We start from the raw sequence: 20,924 nt of genomic DNA, 5'->3' as shown, positions 1-20,924 counted from the left end.
CGGCACATCGTTACCGTGCGTCAATAGCCATGACAGACCTGTCCGAAGCGGCCGCCCCGCCCGCCACCAAGATGTTCCGCGAGGCAGCCGAAGCCGCCGCCGCGGTCGCACGCCAGCAGCGCGACGCCGAAGCGCTGCACCGGATCGGCGCAGCCCTCCGCGAGCGCTCACCGCCGGTGGTGATCACCTGTGCGCGTGGAAGCTCCGACCATGCGGCGACGTTCGCGAAATATGCGATCGAGACGCGCATCGGAGTGCCCGTCGCGTCGGCCGCGCCATCGGTAGCTTCCGTCTACGCCTCGCGGCTGCGGGCGGAGGGTGCCGTCTGCATCGCCATCTCCCAGTCCGGGCGAAGCCCCGACCTGCTCGAAACGGTCTCGAGCCTCAAATCAGCCGGCGCCTGGGTGCTTGCACTCGTCAATCACTCCGCTTCGCCGCTGGGCGACCTCGCCGACGAGATCATCGACCTCGCGGCCGGTCCGGAACGCAGCGTCGCGGCGACGAAGTCGTTCATCACATCGCTGTCGGCGATCGCACGGGTGGTCGCCGAGTGGGCCGACGACGACGCTCTCCGCAATGATCTGCATGGACTGCCAGCACTGCTGACGCGAGCATGGGATCTCGAGTGGCCGGCACTCGTCGATGAGCTGGCCAACGCGCGTGATCTCTATGTGCTCGGACGCGGGGTCGGCTTCGCCATCGCACAGGAAGCCGCGCTGAAGTTCAAGGAGACATCTCAGCTTCACGCCGAGCCGTTCAGCACCGCTGAGCTTCGCCACGGCCCGATGGCGCTCGTCCGCGCAGGCTTTCCGGCGCTGATCTTCAGCCAGTCGGACGACACGCTCGCCACTGTCGAGGAGACTGCACGCGCGCTGGCGCAGCGCGGCGCGCGCGTGTTCCTGGCGGGTGCGCAAGCGGAAGGCGCGACAACGCTGCCCACCATAGCGTGCACGCCGCTGCTTGAGCCGATTCTGCAGATTGCTTCCTTCTACCGCGCTGCCAATGCGCTGGCCCTCGCGCGCGGACTCGATCCGGACAGTCCCCCGCACCTCGCGAAGGTCACGGAGACGCGCTGATGGCCGAGGCCCTGATCAACGGCCGGGTTCTGCTCGACGGCGAATTCGCCTCGGGCCGAGCCGTCCTTATGGACAATGGCCGGGTGTCGGCAATCGGCGCGCAAGAAGATCTCCCGAGGGGAATTCCGACCTTCGACGTTGAAGGACGGATGCTCGTTCCCGGCTTCATCGACGTGCAGGTGAACGGCGGCGGCAACCGCCTCTTCAACGACGACCCGAGCGTCGAAACCATCGCCGCGATCGGTGCTGCCCATCGTCGCTTCGGCACCACCGGCTTCCTCCCAACGCTGATCAGCGACGACGAAGCCAAGATCGCCGCCGCCCTCGATGCCGCTCGTGAGGCAATCGCCTCCGGCATCCCTGGCGTCCTCGGAGTTCATATCGAAGGCCCCTTCCTCAATCCCGAGAAGAAGGGCGTCCACGACGAGACCAAGCTGCGCCGGATCAGCCAGCGGGAAGTCGATCTGCTGCGCCAGCCGATCGGCGGAGCGACGGTCGTGACGGTGGCTCCCGAGACCGTCCCCGATGACTCCTTCCGCAGCCTCGTCCAGGCAGGCGTGATCCTGTGCGCCGGCCACACACAGGCGACGGCGCAGCAGATCGACGACGCCCTGGCGGCCGGCCTGCGCGGCTTCACCCATCTGTTCAACGCTATGTCCCAGCTGACGGCTCGCGAACCGGGCGTGGTCGGCGCTGCACTGCTCCACGAAAACAGCTGGTGCGGAATCATCGTCGACGGCCTCCACGTGGATCCGCGCGTACTGAGAGTGGCGCTCCGCGCCGCCCCGCTAAGTCGCTTCATGCTGGTCACCGACGCCATGCCGAGCGTCGGCGGCGACAAGACTTTCGTTCTGAACGGCGAGACCATCTCCGTCGTCGACGGCCGCTGCGTCACGGCGAGGGCGACACTGGCAGGCTCAGACCTCGACATGGCGAGCGCAGTCCGAAACGCTGTCGGCATGCTCGGCGTCGATCTCGCCGACGCGATCGCGATGGCAAGCACCAACCCCGCTGCCTTCATCCGCCTCGATCATGAGCTTGGGCGAATCGCGCTGGGCCATCGCGCGAGCTTCGTTATCCTCGACGATGAGCTCCAGGTCGCGGAAACCTGGATCGACGGGGTCCGATCGCCCGTGTCCTAGGCGCAAATCTCCGCGAGCGTGGCCGAGTAATCGGGCGGCGCCGGGAGCTTGACGTGCCTCTGCTTCGCCGCCTCTCCGCGCGATGGCGGCGGGGCCAACTTCAGGTCAGTGTATGCGCGATACACCGGGTCCTTCTCGGCCTCGGCGAGCGAGACGAAGCGATAACCGGCCTGCCGGTAGATCCTGAGCACTTGCGACATCATGTGCGCGCTCATCGCGCTGACGTGCATCAGCAGCACGTAAGGAACGTCGCGGCCATAGAGCTTCCGCGCGCTCTCGCGGTCGTCGACTATGCTTTTGCGGACTGCGGTGAGGTAACGCCGCTCCAGTTGGGCGACCCCCGCCCCGTCGTGCTTCGCGCTGCAGCGTGCATAAGCCGGCGTCCAGGCCCAATCCGAGAACCCAGTTGTGACATCGGCAACGCGGTACCCATGCTTGGCAAGCACTGCCCTGGCAGCGACCCGCTGATCCGGGTCTTTTCCTTCATCGAGGAACGGGTAGCGGAACCAGCGCCAGTCGCTGCGCCCGCCCAGTTTCGACAGGGTCGGCTCGTCCTTGGTCAGCTCCTCCTCGAACTGCGGGATGGTCATCTCGCTGAGGTGCGGGTGCGACCAGGTGTGATTGCCGAGGACGAAACCTGCCGACCGCCATTCCCGCAGCGCCTGCCTCGTGCCGGCATCCTTCACGTTGACGGCGTTGACGAAGCCGGTGACCGGCACGTGCGCGGCCTTCAGGGCCGCAATCATCTGCCGGTTGACCTGGAGCGCCGTCAGGCCGGGCGGATAAGGCGCATGGACCGGCAGGTCATCGATCGTGATGGCAATCTGCGGATGCGCAGCGGACTGTGCAGGCGCTGCACTCTCCAGCAGCAGGAACGCCGCGGCGGCTGTTGCGAGGCGACTCATGACGCTGCTCCGATTGACGACGACGACTTCCAGATGTCGATCCCGGCGTCCGTGGCGAGCTCGTCGATACGCGCAAGCTCGTCGCTGCTGAAATCGAGCTTGCGCAAGGCCCCGAGCGAATCTTCGAGCTGCGCGACGTTGCGGGCGCCGATCAGCGCCGAGGTGACGCGCGCATCGCGAAGCACCCAGGAAAGCGCCATCTGCGCCAGACTCTGCCCGCGCTCCTGGGCCAACTCGTTCAGCGACCGGATGTGCTTTAGGTTCTCAGGGGTCAGGAAGTCCTTCGAGAAGGACCCATTCTTCGCCGCCCGCGCATCATCCGGCACACCGCCCAGATACTTGTTCGTCAGCATTCCCTGCGCGAGCGGCGAGAAGGCGATGCACCCGACACCAAGCTCGTCGAGCGTGTCCAGCAGGCCCTGCTCGATCCACCGGTTCACCATCGAATAGGACGGCTGGTGGATGAGGAGCGGCACCCCCTCGCCTTTGAGGATGTCGAACGCCTGCCGGGTCAGCTCCGGCGAGTAGGACGAAATACCAACGTACAGCGCCTTTCCCTGGCGATGGGCCTGAACCAGAGCGCCCATCGTCTCGTCGATCGGCGTCGTGGGATCGACCCGGTGCGAATAGAAGATGTCGACATAGTCGAGCCCCATCCGCTTCAGGCTCTGGTCGAGGCTGGCTAGAAGATACTTGCGCGACCCGCCATTGCCGTACGGACCGGGCCACATGTCGTATCCCGCCTTGGTCGAGATGATCAGCTCGTCCCGGTAGGTCCGGAAGTCCGCAGCCATCCAGCGCCCGAAATTCTCCTCCGCCGACCCGTATGGCGGCCCATAGTTGTTGGCGAGGTCGAAGTGATTGACGCCGAGGTCAAAGGCACGCCGAAGCACTGAACGGCCCGTTTCGAAAACGTCGGCGCCGCCGAAATTCTGCCACAGTCCGAGCGAGATCGCCGGCAGGTCAAGCCCGCTTCGTCCACAGCGGCGATAGGGCATCCGCCCATCATAGCGCCGGGCGTCGGCCTGGAATTGCTCGGGAACCACGCCTTATTTCCTCTTCGATGTCTGCTTGAGCTCTACCAGCACCACGTCATTGGTCCGCATCGGAACCGTGACGGTGAAGGCGCCGCCGGAGCCAACGCGCACCGCCTGCTTCCTTTTCGCAAGATCGCGCGTCAGCCTTTGCAGGCGCGCAAGCTGTGCCGCGGACAGCTTGGCCGGTGAGCCCATCTCCAGGTAAGCGGATTGCGCATCATTCTGGCGAAAGCCGGTCCGGTGGATGGTGAGCGTATACGGGCCAGGTTTCAGATGTTCGAAAGCGAGCTTGGCAGGCGCCGCCGTCTGCGCCGGGTGCACCTTCGTGTAATACGGCCGGTCGCTCAGGTCCTGCTTCGGCTGGGCCCAGTCCCAGATCACTGCCGCAGTGCGCCCCGGCTCGCTGGCTGCAAGCACTTGATCGTCGCCGGCCGGGATCTCCTTCCCGCGAAGCGCGTGAAGATATTTGTACGCGAACCAGGCGGGCTTGCGGACTCCGTCGATGTTCATCAGCCCGAAGCCGCCGTGAAACGGCGACGGCGGCGGACCGGACTCGTAGAAGATGTCCGTGTAGGTCCAGTAGCTCATTGCCTGCAGTGAGCCTTTGGAGCCCTTGAGCTTGGTCAATATCCACGGCGCACTGACGTAGCTGTCGTGAACGGGATCGCGCGGCGTGTAGCTCGTGCTCCACTCGGTGAAATAGAGCGGCAGCTTGGGGAATTTCGACGCGGCAATCTCACCTCGGACCTTGCGCACGTCGCCGATGATCGAGTCGGGGCTCGGTGACAGCTTGGTATCCGATTCCCCCTTCTCGTCCAGGAAGCCGCCGTCGACGCCGTAGGTATGAGTCGTGACGAAATCGATTGGTGCCCCACTCCTGGCGACATGGTCGAGGAAGTCAGGAACCCATGCCGCGCCTGCCGTCGAAGGACCGCCGACGCGAAGTTCAGGATCAACAGCCTTCACTGTTCGTGCAGTCAGATCATAGAGGGCGAAATAGGCCGGCTTGTCCGCCTTCTCCCAGAAGCCGTCCAGGTTCGGCTCGTTCCAGACCTCGAAGTACCAGCTGCGGACCTCGCCTTGGCCGTACCTCGCCTCCAGATGACGCACGAATGCATCGACAAGGTCTCGCCACTTCTCCGGTTCCGGATGTGAGGTATTACCCTTCCACCAGAAAATGCTGTTGTCGGAGGTCTTCAGCGCTCCGGGCGTGAAGCCGATCTCGACAAACGGCCGGATGTGACGCGCCAGCAGCGCGTCATAGAGCTTGTCGATCCCGCTCCAGTCATAGACTGGCTTGCCGTCCACGACCTTCACCGTTCCGAGGACGTCGTGGAAGATGGCGTGGAAGCGGACGTAGCGGAAACCCAGTTCGTCGACGCTGGCCTTCAGCTGCGCCTGCGCATCGGGCCGAACCAGTGACCCGGGGTAATCCGAGCCAACCGACAGGTCGAAAAAGCGGTCGACCGGCTCCTTCGCCTGGGCCACGTCTAGCGTAATCTGACGTGGCGCTGCCGAGGCAAAGGTCGGACTGGCGAGCGCGGCCGCAGCCAGCAGCCCCGTCCGCACCTTAAGCATGGGCCGTTGTCGCCGCGGCAAACGCCGACGCTATGGCGCCCCGCATCGGCTTGGGCCGGAAACTCGCATCGTAGGGCAGTCCACGCTTCGGCAGCTTGTCGGCCCGGGGGTCGAAATCTTCGAGCCAGCTGTACCGGTCGGTCATGCCCCAGCACAGCACGTCGCCAAGCTGCGGATAGCTCAGCATGACATCCAGATAAGCTCTCGCATAATCGGCAACCATCCGGTCCCGAAAGGCAATGTCGGCAGGAGCGCTGTGATCGTTGACGTCGAACTCGGTGATCAGCAGCTTGTAGCCCATCGCCGTGACCTCATCGAGGAAGCGCCGCCACGGCCCTTCGGATTCGCGCACGATCTCGGCGACGCTCAGCGGCTTCAGCAGACGAATGTGCGACTGCACCCCGAGGGCATCGACCGGCGTCCCCCGCTTGCGGAAGCCATCCAGCAGCTTGAGGACGCCCCGCATGTGCGTCTCGTCCTCGCTGTTGCGCTCCCAGCTCATATAGTCGTTGTAGACCAGCTGCGCGTGCGGAGCCTCGGCACGGGCCGTATGGTACATGAGGTCCAGGAACCCCTCGCCCCCGAGCGCTTGCGTGACGTTCGTGCTGCGGATTTCGCCGGTCTCCGGCTGCACGGCTTCGTTGACGACGTCGTACGAATAGATGCGTTGACCATAACGGCGCGCCACCGTTTGAACGTGAGTGGTCAACAGGCGAGCCGCCTGCTCCCGCGAACGGAATTGCGTCTGTGCCAGCCACTTCGGGTACCATTTCGCTGGCGTCCAGAAGAGCGTGTGCCCGCGCAGCTTGAAGCTGTGGCTGGTGGCGTAATCCGCGATGGCGTCGAATGCGCGGAAGTCGAACTGTTCCGGTCCCGGCCGGGACCATTGCCACTTCAGCTCGTTCTCGGGCACCAGCAGCTCGCAATCGCGCTCCAGGAGCGCAGCGTAGGCTGGATTGGCGAAGCTGCCCTTGTCGGCCCCGGGCAGACTCCAGGCGACGGCCGAACCGAACCGCCGTCCAGTCCGCTTCGCGAACGCATCCAGCGAGTCGGCGCGGGGAGCACCCGGTCCAGGAATCGCAGGCCCTGCGCATCCCGTGAGCGCGAGCGCTCCACCGGCCAGCGCTTCACGACGGGTAAGCTCCATCACCTCTCCTATGGTAGCGCTACCAATGCTAAGCAGGTCGCCGCCTTGTCAACGACTCCCGCCCTTCGCCTGACTATTTCGCTGCTTGCGTGGCTGCTCGCGTCGCTGCTCTTCGCCGGGCCGGCTGAAGCCGACAGCAGTTACGACCTGTGGCTGCGCTATCGCCCGCTCCCGCCGGCCTTGCAGGAGCGTTACGCCGCGGACGCCACGGCTATCGTGATCGAGCACCGAAGCCGCACCCTCGAAGTTGCGGCAAGCGAACTGGAGCGCGGGCTCAGCGGGCTCCTCGCCCGCCCGGTGAAGCAGTCCGCAATCGCCGACGGTGCTATTGTCCTCAGGTCCGCGAAATGCACGCCGACGGGCACTTATCGGCTCCACGGCACCCGCATCTCTGGTCGTAGAGTAACGATCATCTCCGGCTGCGGCGACGTCGGCGCACTCTACGGCGCCTTCGCATTCCTGCGGCTCATCCAGACGCAGCAGCCGGTCCACCACATTGACGTGCGCGACGCCCCGAAGCTGTCGCTGCGCATGCTCGATCATTGGGACAATCTCGATGGCACTGTCGAGCGCGGTTACGCTGGCCGTTCGCTGTGGAATTGGCACGAACTGCCGCGAATTAGCCCCCGAATGATCGACTATGCGCGCGCGAATGCATCGGTCGGCATCAACGCCGTCGTTCTCAACAACGTCAACGCCGACGCACGAATCCTCACGCCGGAATATCTGCGGAAGGTGGCAGCCCTCTCCGACGCATGGCGTCCCTTTGGGATTCGCGTGTTTCTCTCCGCCCGCTTCTCGGCTCCGATCGAACTCGGACACCTCAAGACCGCAGACCCACTGAGCCCGCCAGTCCGGGCCTGGTGGCGAGCCAAGGCCGACGAAATCCATCGCCTGATCCCGGACTTCGGGGGCTTCCTCGTCAAGGCGAACTCCGAAGGCCAGCCCGGGCCGCAAAGCTACGGGCGAACGCACGCGCAAGGCGCGAACATGCTTGCCGCGGCACTTGCGCCGCACGGCGGCACCTTGCTGTGGCGAGCGTTCGTCTATTCCGGCACCCACACCGACGACCGCGCCAGGCAGGCCTATGACGAGTTCGTGCCGCTCGACGGCAAGTTCGCGCCGAACGTCATCCTCCAGGTGAAAAACGGACCCATCGACTTCCAGCCGCGCGAGCCCTTCCACCCGCTGTTCGGCGCCATGCCGAAGACGCGCCTGGCCATGGAAGTGCAGGTCACCCGCGAATATCTCGGCGAGACTGCCGGCATCGCCTGGCTCGGCAGCATGTGGTCGGAAGCGCTTCGCAGCCGCACCGCGCGCCCCCGCCGCTCCTCGCAAGTCCAGGACACCATCAGCGCGATGGCCGGCGTCGCCAATACCGGCAGCGATTCTAGCTGGAACGGTTCCGACTTCGACCAGGGCAACTGGTACACCTTCGGCCGGCTCGCCTGGAACCCTTCCGCCGACCCTTCCAGCATCGCGGCGGAATGGACTCGGATGACCTGGGGCAACGACCCTGGCGTGGTCAAACGCGTCGTCGCGATGATGCTCGGCTCTCGCGAGGCGGTGGTCGACTACATGGCCCCGCTCGGACTTGCCCACCAGATGGCGACGGACCACCACTACGGTCCCGGGCCGTGGATCAAGGACCTGGCCGTGCCGATGTGGAATCCTGGCTACTACAACCGCGCTGACGCGAGTGGCATCGGCTCCGACCGGACCGCTAGCGGCAGCAACGCAGTGGCTCAGTACGCCCCCGAGGTCGCCCGCTGCTTCGCAGACCTCGGCTGCGTACCTGACGGCGATCTGCTCTGGTTCCATCACCTGCCCTGGACCTATCGCATGCGATCCGGAGCGACGCTCTGGGACGAGTTGGTCGCTCACTACGACCGCGGCGTCGACGAGGTGGAAGCCATGAACCGCACCTGGTCAGCGGTTCGCCAATACGTCGACGCGCAGCGCTACGCCGCAGTCGCCGCCTCGCTCGACCGGCAACGGCGCGAAGCCCGGTGGTGGCGCGATGCATCCATCGCTTATTTCGAGAGCCTGTCGAAGCTGCCCCTGCCCCCGGGCCACCCCCCACCTGCGCACCCGCTTTCATGGTATAAGGCCATTCACTTCGACACGGTCCCCGGGTTCCTCGCGCCGAGGATCGGGAACTGCGGTCGAAGCGTTGCTGCTTCAGGAGGTCCGCCATGCGTTCATTGATCTTGCTTGCTGCCGTTGCTGCAGTTGCCGGCTGTTCGCGGCCAGTCATGCACCCGGGCGCCGAGGCGGCCCAGGCACTCGCCGGCCGAGTTCCCGGCGCTCCCGAGCTATGCGTATCGACGAACGCGGCCGAGAACCTTCACGTACTGGACCCCCAGACGGTCGCCTACGGCAACGGCCGCACGATCTACGTCAATCATCTGGCGAGCGTCTGTCCCGGCATCAGCCACTTCAACACGCTGATCGTTGAGGGCAGCGCGGGCGGTCAATACTGCCGCGGCGACCGCATTCGTGGTCTGGAGCCCGGGACGAGCATCCCCGGACCTTCGTGCAACCTCAACGAGTGGGTGCCGTACCGGCTGCCCTAAAGCGGGCCTTTCAAAGCCGCACCGAAACGCCCTAGTGACGCCGCATGGCTGAGCCCGGAGCAATCAAGCGCATCGTCATCGTCGGAGGCGGCACCGCGGGCTGGATGGCCGCCGCCGCACTCTCACGCTTCCTCAGCGGCACCGGCCGGCGCATCGTTGTCGTCGAGTCCGAAGCGATCGGCACAGTCGGCGTCGGCGAGGGCACGATCCCCCCGATTCTCGAGTTCAACCTGCAGCTCGGAATCGACGAAGCCGATTTCCTGCGGGAGACCCACGCCACCTACAAGCTCGGCATCGACTTCGTTGGCTGGACCGAGGCGGGTGAGCGCTACTTCCACCAGTTCGGCCAGATCGGGAGGCCGCTGAACGGCGTGCCCTTTTACCAGCTCTGGCTCGGCAATCGCGACAATCCCGCTGTCGGACCGCTCGCCGCCTACTCGATGTCGGCCGTCGCTGCGGCAGAGCACAGGTTCTCCCCACCGGCTCCGAATCCGGCCGACCCGCTTTCCCAGATCGCGTATGCGTTTCACTTCGATGCCGCCGGCTATGGGCGCTTCCTGCGCAAATATGCAGAAGCGCACGGCGCCGAGCGGATCGAGGGCAAGATCATTGGCGTCGAGCAGGACGGCGAGAGCGGCTTCGTCACGTCGGTGGCCCTCGAGGATGACCGCCGTGTGCGCGGCGATCTGTTCGTCGACTGCTCCGGCTTCCGCAGCCTGCTACTCGGACAGCAGCTCGGCGTGAAGTTCGAGGACTGGTCGCACTGGCTCCCCTGCGACCGTGCGATTGCCATCCCTTCCGAACGGACCGAGCCTCTCCTGCCCTTCACGCGCTCGACGGCCCATCCCGCCGGCTGGCAGTGGCGTATCCCGCTGCAGCACCGGACGGGGAACGGCCACGTCTATTGCAGCGCCGTGATGGCCGAGGAGGAGGCCGAGCGCATCCTCATGGACACGCTGGACGCGCCGCCGATCGCCGAGCCCAATCGCCTCCGTTTCACTGCAGGCCGCCGCGCCAAGGCGTGGGAAGCAAACGTCATCGCGATTGGCCTCTCGTCAGGGTTCCTGGAGCCGCTCGAATCCACCAGCATCCACCTGATCCAGCATGGCATCCAGAAGCTGCTGAGCCTGTTTCCGAGCCGCGGCATCAGCCCTGTCGAGCGGGACGAATACAACCGCTACATGGTCAACAGCTACGACCCCGTGCGCGACTTCATCATCCTGCACTACGCCGCAAACCGCCGCCCCGAGCCGTTCTGGCAGCACATGCGCGGAATGGAGCTGCCCGACACGCTCGGCCACAAGATCGAGCTGTTCCGCGAGCACGGCCGCGTCTTCCGCTACAATGAGGAGCTGTTCGACATTCCGAGCTGGGTCGCGGTCATGCTTGGCCAGGGAATCCTGCCGTCCGGCCACGACCCGCTCGTTGACGGAATGCCGGCGAGCGAGGTGCTACGCGCGATGGCCGAGCTTCGGCGGTCCTACGAGGAAGCGGCGGCGCGCCTCCCCCTCGCCAGCGACTTCATCGCCGCGCGGATCGCCGCCTAGTGGATCGTCGCGGCGGCAGGCTCGTCGCGGAGGTGCACCTTGGCCCGGTATGAAGCGAGGGCGAAAGCGCACAGCACCGCGTAGCAAGCCGCCGGAACGATCAGCGCGAAGTGATAGCTCGTAAGCTCCGACACCTTGCCGACCAACAACGGGATTAGTGCTCCGCCGACGATTGCCGTGCACAGCAGGCCCGAGGTCGCTTCGACACTCGCCGTCGAGCGCTCCAGTGTGATCGTGAAGATCACGGGAAACATGATCGAGTTGAAGAGGCCGATGCTCAAGGCGACGAAGCCGGCGCTGACACCTCCCACAGTGACGACATACAGGCACATCAGCATTGCGATTGCCGTAAAGGTTGCGAGCAACTTCGGCGCGGAGACCCGGGCAAGAAGCGCCGAGCCGATAGCGCGGCCAACCATTGCTCCGCCCCAATAGAAGCCGACCGCCTTGCCGGCCTCTTCCACAGAAACGCCGTGGACGGCGTCGCTCCCCATCGTCGGTCCGAGCAGTGGGACGCCGAACGGCGCGTCCGAGAGGCCCCAGATGTTATTGTCATTCAGGAACGCAGTCATCTGAGTCCCGATCGACACTTCGGCGCCGACGTAGAGGAAGATTGCTGCGCCGCCGAAGATAGCCCACTTGGAAGACAATGCATCGGCAATGACTCCGCCAATGCTCTGGCGGGCGACGTTGCCGCCTTCCGGCAGCGCTGCAGTCACGGTCCGCCGAAGCAGCCACATGAACAAGGTCAGCGCGGCGATCATGCCGCAGAGCCACAGGTAAGCCGTGTCGATGCCGCCGAGGGCGTGCTGGCGCACCGCATCGGTCACGATGACGCCTTCCTTCACCTCGACGCCCTTGAGGAAAAGGTGCGCTCCGAGAATGGGAGCGATGAACGTTCCGAGTGAGTTGAACGTCTGACTGAGAGTGAGCCGGAAGTGGCTACGATTTGGATCGCCAAGCGCGGCTACCAGTGGATTGGCCGCCACCTGCAGGATTGTGATTCCGCTTGCCAGGACGAACAGGCCGACCAGCACCAGCGGGAACACCGCTGCATTTGCTGCTGCGAGGATGATCAGGCAGCCGAGGACCATCGTGATTAGCGCCGCAACGATCGACGGCATCGGCCGGACGCGCTGCAGCAGCACCGCCGCTGGGAACGAGATGACGCCGTAGGCGATGAAGAAAGCGAAGGCGATGAACTGCGCCTCGAAGCGCGTTAGCGTGAAGATGCCCTTCACGGCGGCAACCAACGGATCGTTGAGCGCCGTGATAAATCCCCAGGCAAAGAACAGGCAGGTGACGATGATGAATGCGCTGGTCACGCCTGCGCTGGTCCGTTGCTGCACGCTTGTTTCCCTCTCGAAATGCGGAGGCAAACTGGCAGCGAACGACGGCTCGCACAAGCAGCCGCAAAACGGCTCGATATGCCCTTCCAAAATCGAAGTCGCGCTGCCACGCTCGGGATCATGACTTTCGTCCACCGAACCCGGTCCGCCGCTACCCGGGCAGCACTGTTCCTCGTCGCATGCGGCTCTGGCCTACTTGTGACTGCCGCCAATGCGCAGGTCGTCCCGGTCGATGGCGGCCGGGTCGAGGGCAAGGAATGGAACGGCAGCACAGTGTTCCGCGGCATTCCCTTTGCCGCACCACCGGTCGGGCCGCTGCGCTGGAAGCCGCCGCAGCGCGTGCGTCCGTGGCTAGCGGTCCGTGCGTCCGTTCCGCAGCCCGCCTCGTGCCTCCAGAACGACTACAAGTGGAATCACTCGGACGCCGTGATTGGAAACGAGGACTGCCTGACCCTCGACGTCCGCACCCCGTCGCTTCGCGGCAGGCTTCCCGTGCTGGTCTGGATCCACGGTGGCAGCAACCGTGCAGGCGGACCCAACGATATCGTCCTGTCCGACGTCGGCAAGCAGGTCGTCATCGTCGGCGTTCGGTACCGGCTCGGGATCTTCGGCTTCTTGTCCCACCGCAAGCTTTCTGCCGAGCAGGGCGCGTCCGGCAATTACGGCCTGATGGACCAGCTCGCAGCGCTGCAGTGGGTGCATCGGAACATCGCCAAGTTCGGCGGCGATCCCGGCAACGTCACCATCGCGGGCGAGTCAGCAGGATCCGAAGATGTCGGCCTGATGCTGGTGGCCCCCGCGGCCCGGCCGCTGTTCCGCAAGGCGATCATGGAAAGCGGCACGCCCAATTTCGGCCTGCCGCCCCGCCCTCTCCCCGAAGCCGAGGAGATCGGCGACCAGGCCGACAAGCTACTCGGCACGAGTGGCAGCATCACGAAGCTGCGCCAAGCGTCTCCGAAAGCGCTACTCGCCGCCGATCTCAAGCTGCATGACGAGGCACTCGAAGCCGACGACTACATGTGGCTGAGGACGACCGTCGACGGCTCGATCCTGCCGCGCTCGCCACGTGAACTGTTGGCCGAGGCTCCCGCCAAGCCGCTGATCATCGGCAGCAACCGCTTCGAGCTCGACCTGCCCGGCGGCCCGGAGCAGCGCGATCTGTTCATCGCGAAGGGGTTCGGCCAGAACGCCGCCGCAGCCCGTGCATACTACCGGCTCGACGAGCGCGAGCCGGCGCCCGACCCGAGGCTCGGCACGCGGGACCAGCAGATTGCGACCGACGTCACGTTCCGCTGCCCAGCCGCCCGCGTGGCAGCGATCATGGCTGCGAAGGGAGCGCCGGTCTGGCATTACGAATTCGACGCGGCACCAGGTGGCGGCAAGACCACTCACTCGGCCGAAATCGCCTACGCGTTCGGCGACCGCACGTTCGGCAAAGGCCTTCAGCTCAAGCCTTACTGGCTGAATTTCATCCGCCGCGGCGACCCTAATCGCACCGGCCTCGCCCATTGGCCGCCCTTTACTGCCGCCCGCCCCGCACACGTGCTGTTCAGCGATCAGGGCGTGACTCCGCTCGGCGCTCTGCGGCCCGAGATCTGCTCGCTTCTGGAGCGCATTTGATGGCCGTGAACCGTCGCAACTTCATCCAGTCCGCACTGGCACTGCCGCTGCTCGCCGCCCACCGCGCGCCGCCGGGTGTCGACTGGAACAAGTGGTTCCAGGGACAGCTGCTGCGGGATTTCGGGATGATTGTATATTACATCGACGACAATGCGCAGCTGATCGCATCGCGGCAGCCGGTAGACGTTGTCTTCTTCGGCGACTCCATCACCGAAGGATGGATGGACAAGCGCCCGGGTTTCTTCACCAGTGGACGGATCGATCGCGGCATCGGGGGCCAGACCAGCTCCCAGATGGTTGTGCGAATGATGGAAGACGTCGTCGCGCTGAAGCCAAAGGCTGTGCACATCATGGCTGGCACCAACGACATCGCCGGCAATACGGGGCCCATGACGCAGCGCATGAGCGAGGATAATTTCGTCGCGATGTCGGACATAGCGCACCGGCACGGCATCAAGGTCTTGCTGGCCTCCATCCCGCCCGCCGCAAGTTTCCCGTGGAACCCGCAGATCGAAACTCGTCCGCGCATTGCCGCGCTGAACCGATGGCTGCAGGCCTACGCTTCACGGACCGGGGCAACCTGGGTCGACTATTGGCCGGTGCTCGACGACGGCACTGGGGCGATGAAACCCGGCCTTGCATCCGACGGCGTTCACCCGACTGAGGCCGGCTACGACGCGATGGCGACGGTCATCGAACCCGTGCTCCGACGGGTCCTCCGTCATTCGGCGCACGCATGAAGTTGGACCGCGAATACGTCGAAAAGCCGTGGGGACGTGACCGGCTGCCGGCCATCTTCGATCCGCCTGCAGGCAAGCGCATAGGAGAAGTTTGGTTCACCGGCGCCGGCGACCAGCCGCTGCTTCTCAAATACCTCTTCACGAGCGAACGGCTCTCGGTCCAGGTCCATCCCACCGATGCGCAAGCACATGATCGAGGGCTGCCGCGCGGCAAGAACGAGTGCTGGTATATTCTCAGCGCCGAACCCGATGCGACGCTCGGTCTGGGGTTGAAGCGCTCGGTGAGCCCAGATGAGCTTCGAGCTGCTGCAGTGGACGGCTCGATCGGGGAGCTGATGGACTGGCGGCCGGTACGTGCCGGCGACTTCTTCATGGTGCCTGCCGGCACCATTCACGCCGTCGGCGCCGGTATCTCACTCATGGAATTCCAGCAGAACTCCGACGTCACCTACCGCCTCTACGACTACGGTCGGGCGCGCGAGCTGAACCTCGAGGATGGGATCGCCATCGCCCGTGCCCAGATCTACCCGGACTCTCTCGCGCAGCATCTCTCGGGTGACGAAACACGCACCCTTGTCGATGGCCCGCAGTTCACCCTCGTCCACACAGACAGGGACGCGCTGCAGGACCGGCAGCGCTGGGTCATCCCGATCGGCGGTACCGTAACCAGCGGTGATGAGAGCGCGGGGCCCGGCGACTGCTTGCTGGTCGAGGCTGGCAGGGAGATCGAGGCCGACGGACGAATGCTGATCGGCGCTACGGCGTAGCGTTCATCGCCAGTGCGATCGATCCAAGCGGTCCCGCATCCTTACCGAGCGCCGGAGCTCGCACGTACGCTCCGTCGGGCAACGTCATGTAGCCGTTAAGGCTCTCGACCAGCATCTCCTCCACTCGCTTGAGCAGATGCGGCTGGTGATCAATCACACCACCGCCGATCGCAATTCCACGGGGCGCGGCAGTGCAGACGATGGCGTGGCACAGCTGCGCGATTGCCCAGGCGACCGAAGTCCAAACGGCATCGTCGGCTGCGAGGCTGCTCACGCGTTCGGCGCCGGCCCGCGCGATGAGTGAGGGCCCTGCGGCAAGCCCCTCGACGCAGTCGCCGTGGTACGGGCATGAGCCCTTGAAATCGTCACCGGCGAGCCGCGCCACGCGGATATGGCCGAGCTCGCAATGCGCAAAGCCGCGCATCGGCAATCCGTTGGCAATCAGCCCTACGCCGACGCCCGTGCCGACCGTCACATAAGCGAAGTCGTCGAAGCCTTGCCCAGCGCCCCACCGCATCTCGGCCAGAGCAGCGCCATTTACATCGGTATCGAACGCCGCAGGAACGCCCGCCGCCCGTTGCAGCGATCCAAGGACGTCGGCGCCTGCCCATCCCGGTTTGGGCGTGCTGGTGATGTGGCCGTAGTCCGGCGAGCGCTCGTCCAAATCGACGGGTCCAAAGCTCGCGACACCAAGCGCCGCGAAACCCTCGCCCGATTGCCATTGGCGGAGCACGTCGGCGATCCGGCCAAGAGTCTCATCAGGACTGGTGGTTGCAATAGTTTCGCGCGCGATCACTCCGTCGGGACCCCGCGCCAGGGTCGCTACGCACTTTGTGCCGCCGAGCTCGACTCCCGCGTAGATCAAGCGGCGGCGGTCTGCGGCGGCGCAGCGCAGCAGCTGCGGATGAACTCGCCGTGAGACGGAAGCGCGTCCACGCGCTGCATGATAGCCGAACGGATGCGCGACAAGGTCAGCTCCAGGTCGTCTTGCGACATCTCGTCGGCGAGCGGGTGGTGGCCCTCCGGGATCAGGCCTTGGCCATAGAGGATTGCAAACCAGCTAACCTCGCTGAAGATGTCGGACCACCGTGGCTTCACTTCACCACGCGTCCGAAACAGCTGAAGCTTCTGGTTAAGCGTGTCGGGAATGCTCATGTGCTTGCAATACCGCCAGAACTCCGTGTCCTCGCGCTCGGTCACCTTGTAGTGCGCGATGATGAAATCGCGGATGCTCTCGTACTGGAAGCGCATCTCCTCATTGAACCGGTCGATGAGGATTGGATCGGGCTCGCGCATCGGGAAATAGTCGAGGAACTTGGTGATGGCCGCCTGGACCAGGTGGATGCTGGTGGATTCCAGCGGCTCCAGGAATCCGCTTGCAAGGCCGAGCGCGAGGCAGTTTTTGACCCATGACGAGCGGCGCCGTCCCGCCTGGAAGCGGAGCACCTTCGGATCGCCAAGCGCGGTGCCGCCGAGCGAATCCAGCAGTTTGACCGATGCTTCGTCCTCTGAAACGTAGTTGCTGCAGAAGACGTGGCCGTTGCCGGTGCGGTGCTGCAGGGGGATGCGCCACTGCCACCCAGCTTCGCGCGCGCGAGCGACGGTGAAGGGGGCCGGCTGTGCCATGGCCTCTGCAGGAACAGCGGCAGCCCGGTCGGTCGGGAGCCAGTGGCTCCAGTCCTCGAAGCCGGATTTGAGCACCTGCTCGATCAGCAACCCGCGGAAACCCGAGCAATCGATGAAGAAATCGCCGGCAATCCGGGAGCCGTCCTCCATCTGGACCGCCTCGATGAAGCCTGTTTCCGCGTTCTGGCGAACGTCGACTACCTTGCCTTCGCGCCGGACGACTCCCCGCCGTTCGGAATAGCGGCGCAGGAACACGGCGTAAGTCGCGGCATCGAACTGGAAGGCGTAGTTAACGCTCGGCTGACTGCCTGTGGCGGATCGCGGCGTTCGACCGAACTTGCCCAGTCGCGCGGCCTCCGCCTCGGTACTGAAGCGCAGCTGATCGGGATCGCCGCCTGACTGTGCCCAGCGCAGCCAATAGTGGATGAACGAAATGCCGGTGCGCAGATCGGCGCCGAGCAGCCCGAAGTTGTGGAAGTAGCTGTGACCCACCCGCTTCCAGTCGATGAACTCGATGCCGAGCTTGAAGGTGGCGTTTGTCTCGCGGACGAACTCGTCTTCATCAATGCCGAGGATGCGATTGAACAGCTGGATCGGGGGGATCGTGGACTCGCCCACCCCGACGGTTCCGATCGCTTCGGACTCGATCAGCGTGATGCGGGCCTGTTGCGTTCCCACCGTCTTGGCGAGCGCGGCCGCCGCCATCCACCCCGCGGTCCCACCGCCGACCACGACAAACTCGCGTCCCGGCTCGATGGTCATTGCGCAGCCTGCGCGGCTGGGGCTTGCCCGAGCCCGAGGAACTGCTCGACGGACGGCATCTGCCTGGCAATCGTTGCGACGTCGCGCAGGCGCTGCTGAACCTTCTGCACGTGAGCCTCCTCAGGGACCGCATCGACGCGCGGCTCGTACCCTTCAGGAATCACGCCACAGCCTAGCAGCACCGCGGCCCAGCTCTGCTCGTGGAAGGACTCGTCGTCGTTGAGCGGTACGATGCCGCGCGCGCTGAACAGGTCAATCTTGCGCGCTAGGCTTGGCGGCGGAACGGCTTGGCGTACCCCGTCCCACAGCGCCTCTTCGTAGCGGCGATTGAGGACGTAGTGGGCGGCCTGGAAGTCCCGCAGGTTGGAGGCAAATGATCCGACGGCGGAATTGTACGCCTCGGCCTCCGGGAACTCGCCGGCCGTCGCTGGAAAGACGCCGATCAGGTGCGAGATGCATCCGTGTGTGACATGCAGTCCGACCGCGTCGATGGGGTCGACAGCAATCGCAGCTTCGCCGACGGCGACGCAATTGCCGATCCACGGCGCGCTCTGCACGCCCGCTTCGACTTTGCTGAGGACAGCCTCCCCACTCAGCGGCAGCCGCGCCACCACCGGAGCGAGCTCCGCCACCTCGGCGTCCGTGACGGCAGTGCTGCTGTACACCGCAGTGACGGCGGTCCGGTCCTGCAACGGGAATAGGCCGATCCATCCGCCGTGGAACGCTGAAATCTGACTGTAGGCGGGGAGCATCGACAGGCGTGGCGCGCTTGCGACGAGCATCCGGTCACAAGGGAGCCACTCGCTCCATGGCTCGAACTTGGCCGAGGGAAGCTGACCGATCAGTCGGCGCTCCCGTCCGGAAGCATCCACGTACAGGTCGGCAGTCACCTGGGTACCGTCTGCAAGATCGATGCCTCGGATGATGTCCCCGTCACGATCGACGTTGAGCGCCCCCTGCCCCGCAACTTCGACGCCGAGACTGAGTGCCAGCTGTTTCACGAGCTCCGCGTAGGTGGGTGCGTCGAGATGATAGCCGTAGCTCGCGGACAACGGTTGCAGATCGTCGCCGGGAACCGGCACGACGTTGAGACGCGCGCATGCGCTGCCGAGCGAGAAATCCTCTAACCCGACCCGAAGCCCCTCCGCAGCGGCCTTTGCCCAATATTGCGTGAACGGAAGCTCGCCACCCGGCGGCGGTTCGTCGTCGTACGCGAGCAGGTACGGCGGCGCGGCTTTAGCCCAGTCGGAGAAGCGCTGACCCACCATGGGCACAGCCCGGCAGGCGTTGAGGACGAGCCGCTCGTCAAGCCCGAGCAGGCGGTGCAACGATCCGAGCGTTGGGACCGCGGCATAGACATCGACTGGGGCCAGTAGCGACTGTAGCTCGACGGCCCGGACGCGGACACCGCTGCGGCCAAGCGCCCGCTGGATCGCTGCCGCCGCAAGCCATAGGGATGCGTCGCTTCCCACGACAGCAACCGTTTCGATGCGTCCACTCACAGCCGGACTTCGGCCTCGTGCAGCACCTGATCGTCGGCACTCGTCGCATCGGCGTAGCGAGCGATCAGCGACGAGTGCTTCGGCATCTCATCGACCCGGTCACGAATATCGCTGCGCAGCTCATCCAACTCCTTGAGCGCACGATTGAGCGGCGTTGCATCTGCGAGCGGATTGTAATGCTCCGGCGTGAGCCCTTGTCCGACGAACACGCTGAGCCAGCTCGGCGGGGTGAACAGGCCGTCCTTGTACAGTTCAACGACTCCGGAGTGGCGGAAGAGCTCCATTTTCCGGTTCAGGCTCTCCGGCACGTCCATTGCCCGGCAGTAGCGCCAGAGCTCCGTGTCTTCGCGGCTGGTCAGGTGATAATGGAGGATCAGGAAATCGCGGATGCGCTCGTATTCGATTTCCATGCGGAGGTTGAATTCGTCGACCAGACGCTGATCGTGGCGCTTGCCAGGCAACAGCGCCATCAGGTGCATGATCGCGATCTGGATGAGGTAGATGCTGGTCGACTCGAGCGGCTCCAGGAACCCGCTCGACAGACCAAGCGCGATGCAGTTGCGCTCCCATGACTTTGTCCGCCGCCCCGCTTGGAACTTCAGGAGACCCGGCTCGGCAAGTACCGGCTCGTCGAGACTTTCGAGGAGTTCCTGGCGCGCCTTGTCCTCGTCGACGAATCGGCTCGAGAAAACGTAGCCGTTTCCCGTTCGATGCTGCAGCGGGATGCGCCAGCGCCATCCTGCATCCATGGCGATCACCCGCGTGTACGGCGTAAGCTCCCCGCGCCGTTCCGTCGGCACTGGCAGGGCGCGGTCACACGGCAGCCACTTCGCCCAGTCGTCCCAGCCGACCCCGAGTTTGTTCGCGAGCAGCAGCGAGCGAAACCCGGAGCAATCGATGAAGAAGTCGCCGGTTATACGCTCGCCGGATTCCATCACCAGCGCGCGGATGTCGCCCGTATCAGGACGTTGTTCGACGTCCCGGACCTTGCCTTCGATCCGCTCTACGCCGCGCGGCTCTGACACACGCCGCAAGTACTGCGAATAGAGGCTCGCGTCGAAATGATAGGCGTAGGAGAACGTTGAATCGACGGTGGGCCGTCCGATGGCGGGGAAGTCGAAACGGTTCGCCGCTGCGGCCATGCAGGCGAACGAGAATTCCTGGATGTCCCAGTCTCGGCCGGCATCGAGCGATCGCCTCCATTGCTGATGGAAGCCCAAGCCTGACTCAACCGAGCCGTGAACACCGAATGGGTGAATGTAGGACGATCCCTTGCTTCCCCAATCGACGAAATGGATGCCCAGCTTGAAGGTGGCTTTCGTCGCACGCATCATCTCCGCTTCGTCGATCCTTATGGAATCGTTGAAGTTCTTGATGTGCGGCAGGGTCGCCTCGCCAACTCCAACGATGCCGATCTCATCGGACTCCACGAGCCGGACGCGGCACCGGCTGGGCGGGATCAGCGAAACGAGGGCCGCGGCCGCCATCCAGCCGGCAGTACCTCCGCCTAGGATTACGATCTCGAGGGGTTCGTCCAAGTCCTGCTTCCA

The 20,924-nt window shown here is 64.9% G+C and carries 17 protein-coding genes; 8 read left to right on the top strand and 9 right to left on the bottom strand.

Features of this window, described 5'->3' with window-relative positions; genetic code table 11:
• Positions 1–29: 29 nt before the first annotated feature.
• Positions 30–1,076 carry an SIS domain-containing protein gene (locus ACUXST_RS02470; protein WP_458388361.1) on the top strand — a complete coding sequence of 349 codons (1,047 nt, stop codon included), beginning with the start codon at positions 30–32 and terminating at the stop codon, positions 1,074–1,076.
• A complete protein-coding gene (gene nagA / locus ACUXST_RS02465; protein ID WP_458388360.1) occupies positions 1,076–2,218 on the top strand; it encodes an N-acetylglucosamine-6-phosphate deacetylase in 1,143 nt (380 codons plus the stop codon). Before ACUXST_RS02470 ends, nagA begins: the two co-directional genes overlap by 1 nt.
• On the opposite strand, the gene ACUXST_RS02460 is transcribed toward nagA, so the two are convergent.
• Genes ACUXST_RS02460 through ACUXST_RS02445 form a run of 4 tightly spaced genes read right to left on the bottom strand, consistent with a single transcriptional unit; the run spans position 2,215 to position 6,885 of the window.
• The gene (locus ACUXST_RS02460) at positions 2,215–3,123 is read right to left on the bottom strand and encodes a polysaccharide deacetylase family protein (RefSeq protein WP_458388359.1); all 909 of its coding nucleotides are present in this window, start codon (positions 3,121–3,123) and stop codon (positions 2,215–2,217) included. The genes nagA and ACUXST_RS02460 overlap by 4 nt on opposite strands.
• Positions 3,120–4,169, bottom strand: coding sequence for an L-glyceraldehyde 3-phosphate reductase (gene mgrA / locus ACUXST_RS02455; protein WP_458388358.1), 1,050 nt, complete (start codon positions 4,167–4,169; stop codon positions 3,120–3,122). Before mgrA ends, ACUXST_RS02460 begins: the two co-directional genes overlap by 4 nt.
• Before the next feature lie 3 nt (positions 4,170–4,172).
• Positions 4,173–5,738, bottom strand: a complete 1,566-nt coding sequence (locus ACUXST_RS02450; protein ID WP_458388357.1) for a GH39 family glycosyl hydrolase — start codon at positions 5,736–5,738, stop codon at positions 4,173–4,175.
• Entirely contained in the window at positions 5,731–6,885 is a 1,155-nt protein-coding gene (locus tag ACUXST_RS02445; protein WP_458388356.1) for an endo-1,4-beta-xylanase, read from the bottom strand. The genes ACUXST_RS02450 and ACUXST_RS02445 overlap by 8 nt, the downstream gene beginning before the upstream one ends.
• A gap of 69 nt (positions 6,886–6,954) precedes the next feature.
• On the opposite strand from ACUXST_RS02445, the gene ACUXST_RS02440 reads away from it, so the two are divergent.
• From ACUXST_RS02440 to ACUXST_RS02430, 3 genes are read left to right on the top strand one after another with little or no spacing between them, the layout of a single operon-like run.
• Complete coding sequence (locus ACUXST_RS02440; protein ID WP_458388996.1) at positions 6,955–9,093, top strand: alpha-glucuronidase family glycosyl hydrolase; 2,139 nt, start codon at positions 6,955–6,957, stop codon at positions 9,091–9,093.
• A complete protein-coding gene (locus ACUXST_RS02435; RefSeq protein ID WP_458388355.1) occupies positions 9,081–9,461 on the top strand; it encodes a hypothetical protein in 381 nt (126 codons plus the stop codon). Before ACUXST_RS02440 ends, ACUXST_RS02435 begins: the two co-directional genes overlap by 13 nt.
• A 44-nt stretch (positions 9,462–9,505) precedes the next feature.
• Positions 9,506–11,008 (top strand): tryptophan halogenase family protein, encoded by a 1,503-nt coding sequence (locus tag ACUXST_RS02430; RefSeq protein ID WP_458388354.1) that lies wholly within the window; start codon positions 9,506–9,508, stop codon positions 11,006–11,008.
• On the opposite strand, the gene ACUXST_RS02425 is transcribed toward ACUXST_RS02430, so the two are convergent.
• Positions 11,005–12,357, bottom strand: a complete 1,353-nt coding sequence (locus tag ACUXST_RS02425) for a sugar MFS transporter (RefSeq protein ID WP_458388353.1) — start codon at positions 12,355–12,357, stop codon at positions 11,005–11,007. The genes ACUXST_RS02430 and ACUXST_RS02425 overlap by 4 nt on opposite strands.
• A gap of 120 nt (positions 12,358–12,477) precedes the next feature.
• Here ACUXST_RS02425 and ACUXST_RS02420 point away from each other — a divergent pair, with 120 nt between their 5' ends.
• Genes ACUXST_RS02420 through ACUXST_RS02410 form a run of 3 tightly spaced genes read left to right on the top strand, consistent with a single transcriptional unit; the run spans position 12,478 to position 15,484 of the window.
• Positions 12,478–13,977 carry a carboxylesterase/lipase family protein gene (locus ACUXST_RS02420; RefSeq protein ID WP_458388352.1) on the top strand — a complete coding sequence of 500 codons (1,500 nt, stop codon included), beginning with the start codon at positions 12,478–12,480 and terminating at the stop codon, positions 13,975–13,977.
• Complete coding sequence (locus ACUXST_RS02415; protein WP_458388351.1) at positions 13,977–14,717, top strand: GDSL-type esterase/lipase family protein; 741 nt, start codon at positions 13,977–13,979, stop codon at positions 14,715–14,717. Before ACUXST_RS02420 ends, ACUXST_RS02415 begins: the two co-directional genes overlap by 1 nt.
• On the top strand, positions 14,714–15,484 hold the full coding sequence (locus ACUXST_RS02410) for a class I mannose-6-phosphate isomerase (RefSeq protein WP_458388350.1): 771 nt from the start codon (positions 14,714–14,716) through the stop codon (positions 15,482–15,484). The genes ACUXST_RS02415 and ACUXST_RS02410 overlap by 4 nt, the downstream gene beginning before the upstream one ends.
• On the opposite strand, the gene ACUXST_RS02405 is transcribed toward ACUXST_RS02410, so the two are convergent.
• From ACUXST_RS02405 to ACUXST_RS02390, 4 genes are read right to left on the bottom strand one after another with little or no spacing between them, the layout of a single operon-like run.
• Positions 15,474–16,346, bottom strand: coding sequence for an ROK family protein (locus tag ACUXST_RS02405; protein ID WP_458388995.1), 873 nt, complete (start codon positions 16,344–16,346; stop codon positions 15,474–15,476). The genes ACUXST_RS02410 and ACUXST_RS02405 overlap by 11 nt on opposite strands.
• The gene (locus ACUXST_RS02400) at positions 16,346–17,872 is read right to left on the bottom strand and encodes a tryptophan halogenase family protein (RefSeq protein ID WP_458388349.1); all 1,527 of its coding nucleotides are present in this window, start codon (positions 17,870–17,872) and stop codon (positions 16,346–16,348) included. The genes ACUXST_RS02405 and ACUXST_RS02400 overlap by 1 nt, the downstream gene beginning before the upstream one ends.
• The gene (locus tag ACUXST_RS02395; RefSeq protein WP_458388348.1) at positions 17,869–19,374 is read right to left on the bottom strand and encodes a tryptophan 7-halogenase; all 1,506 of its coding nucleotides are present in this window, start codon (positions 19,372–19,374) and stop codon (positions 17,869–17,871) included. Before ACUXST_RS02395 ends, ACUXST_RS02400 begins: the two co-directional genes overlap by 4 nt.
• A complete protein-coding gene (locus ACUXST_RS02390; protein WP_458388347.1) occupies positions 19,371–20,912 on the bottom strand; it encodes a tryptophan halogenase family protein in 1,542 nt (513 codons plus the stop codon). Before ACUXST_RS02390 ends, ACUXST_RS02395 begins: the two co-directional genes overlap by 4 nt.
• Between the last annotated feature and the right edge of the window lie 12 nt (positions 20,913–20,924).

It is taken from the genome of Sphingomonas sp. F9_3S_D5_B_2 (assembly GCF_054263715.1).
Note: the sequence above shows the minus strand (reverse complement) of the source record. Positions and strands in the feature narration are given on the sequence as shown.

Bases quoted from the DNA above. Each gene is read 5' to 3' on its own strand.
- ACUXST_RS02435 (WP_458388355.1), top strand. From the start codon at position 9,081: ATGCGTTCATTGATCTTGCTTGCTGCCGTTGCTGCAGTTGCCGGCTGT.
- ACUXST_RS02445 (WP_458388356.1), bottom strand. From the start codon at position 6,885: ATGGAGCTTACCCGTCGTGAAGCGCTGGCCGGTGGAGCGCTCGCGCTC.
- ACUXST_RS02450 (WP_458388357.1), bottom strand. From the start codon at position 5,738: ATGCTTAAGGTGCGGACGGGGCTGCTGGCTGCGGCCGCGCTCGCCAGT.
- ACUXST_RS02410 (WP_458388350.1), top strand. From the start codon at position 14,714: ATGAAGTTGGACCGCGAATACGTCGAAAAGCCGTGGGGACGTGACCGG.
- ACUXST_RS02430 (WP_458388354.1), top strand. From the start codon at position 9,506: ATGGCTGAGCCCGGAGCAATCAAGCGCATCGTCATCGTCGGAGGCGGC.
- ACUXST_RS02470 (WP_458388361.1), top strand. From the start codon at position 30: ATGACAGACCTGTCCGAAGCGGCCGCCCCGCCCGCCACCAAGATGTTC.
- ACUXST_RS02400 (WP_458388349.1), bottom strand. From the start codon at position 17,872: ATGACCATCGAGCCGGGACGCGAGTTTGTCGTGGTCGGCGGTGGGACC.
- nagA (WP_458388360.1), top strand. From the start codon at position 1,076: ATGGCCGAGGCCCTGATCAACGGCCGGGTTCTGCTCGACGGCGAATTC.
- ACUXST_RS02460 (WP_458388359.1), bottom strand. From the start codon at position 3,123: ATGAGTCGCCTCGCAACAGCCGCCGCGGCGTTCCTGCTGCTGGAGAGT.
- ACUXST_RS02415 (WP_458388351.1), top strand. From the start codon at position 13,977: ATGGCCGTGAACCGTCGCAACTTCATCCAGTCCGCACTGGCACTGCCG.
- ACUXST_RS02420 (WP_458388352.1), top strand. From the start codon at position 12,478: ATGACTTTCGTCCACCGAACCCGGTCCGCCGCTACCCGGGCAGCACTG.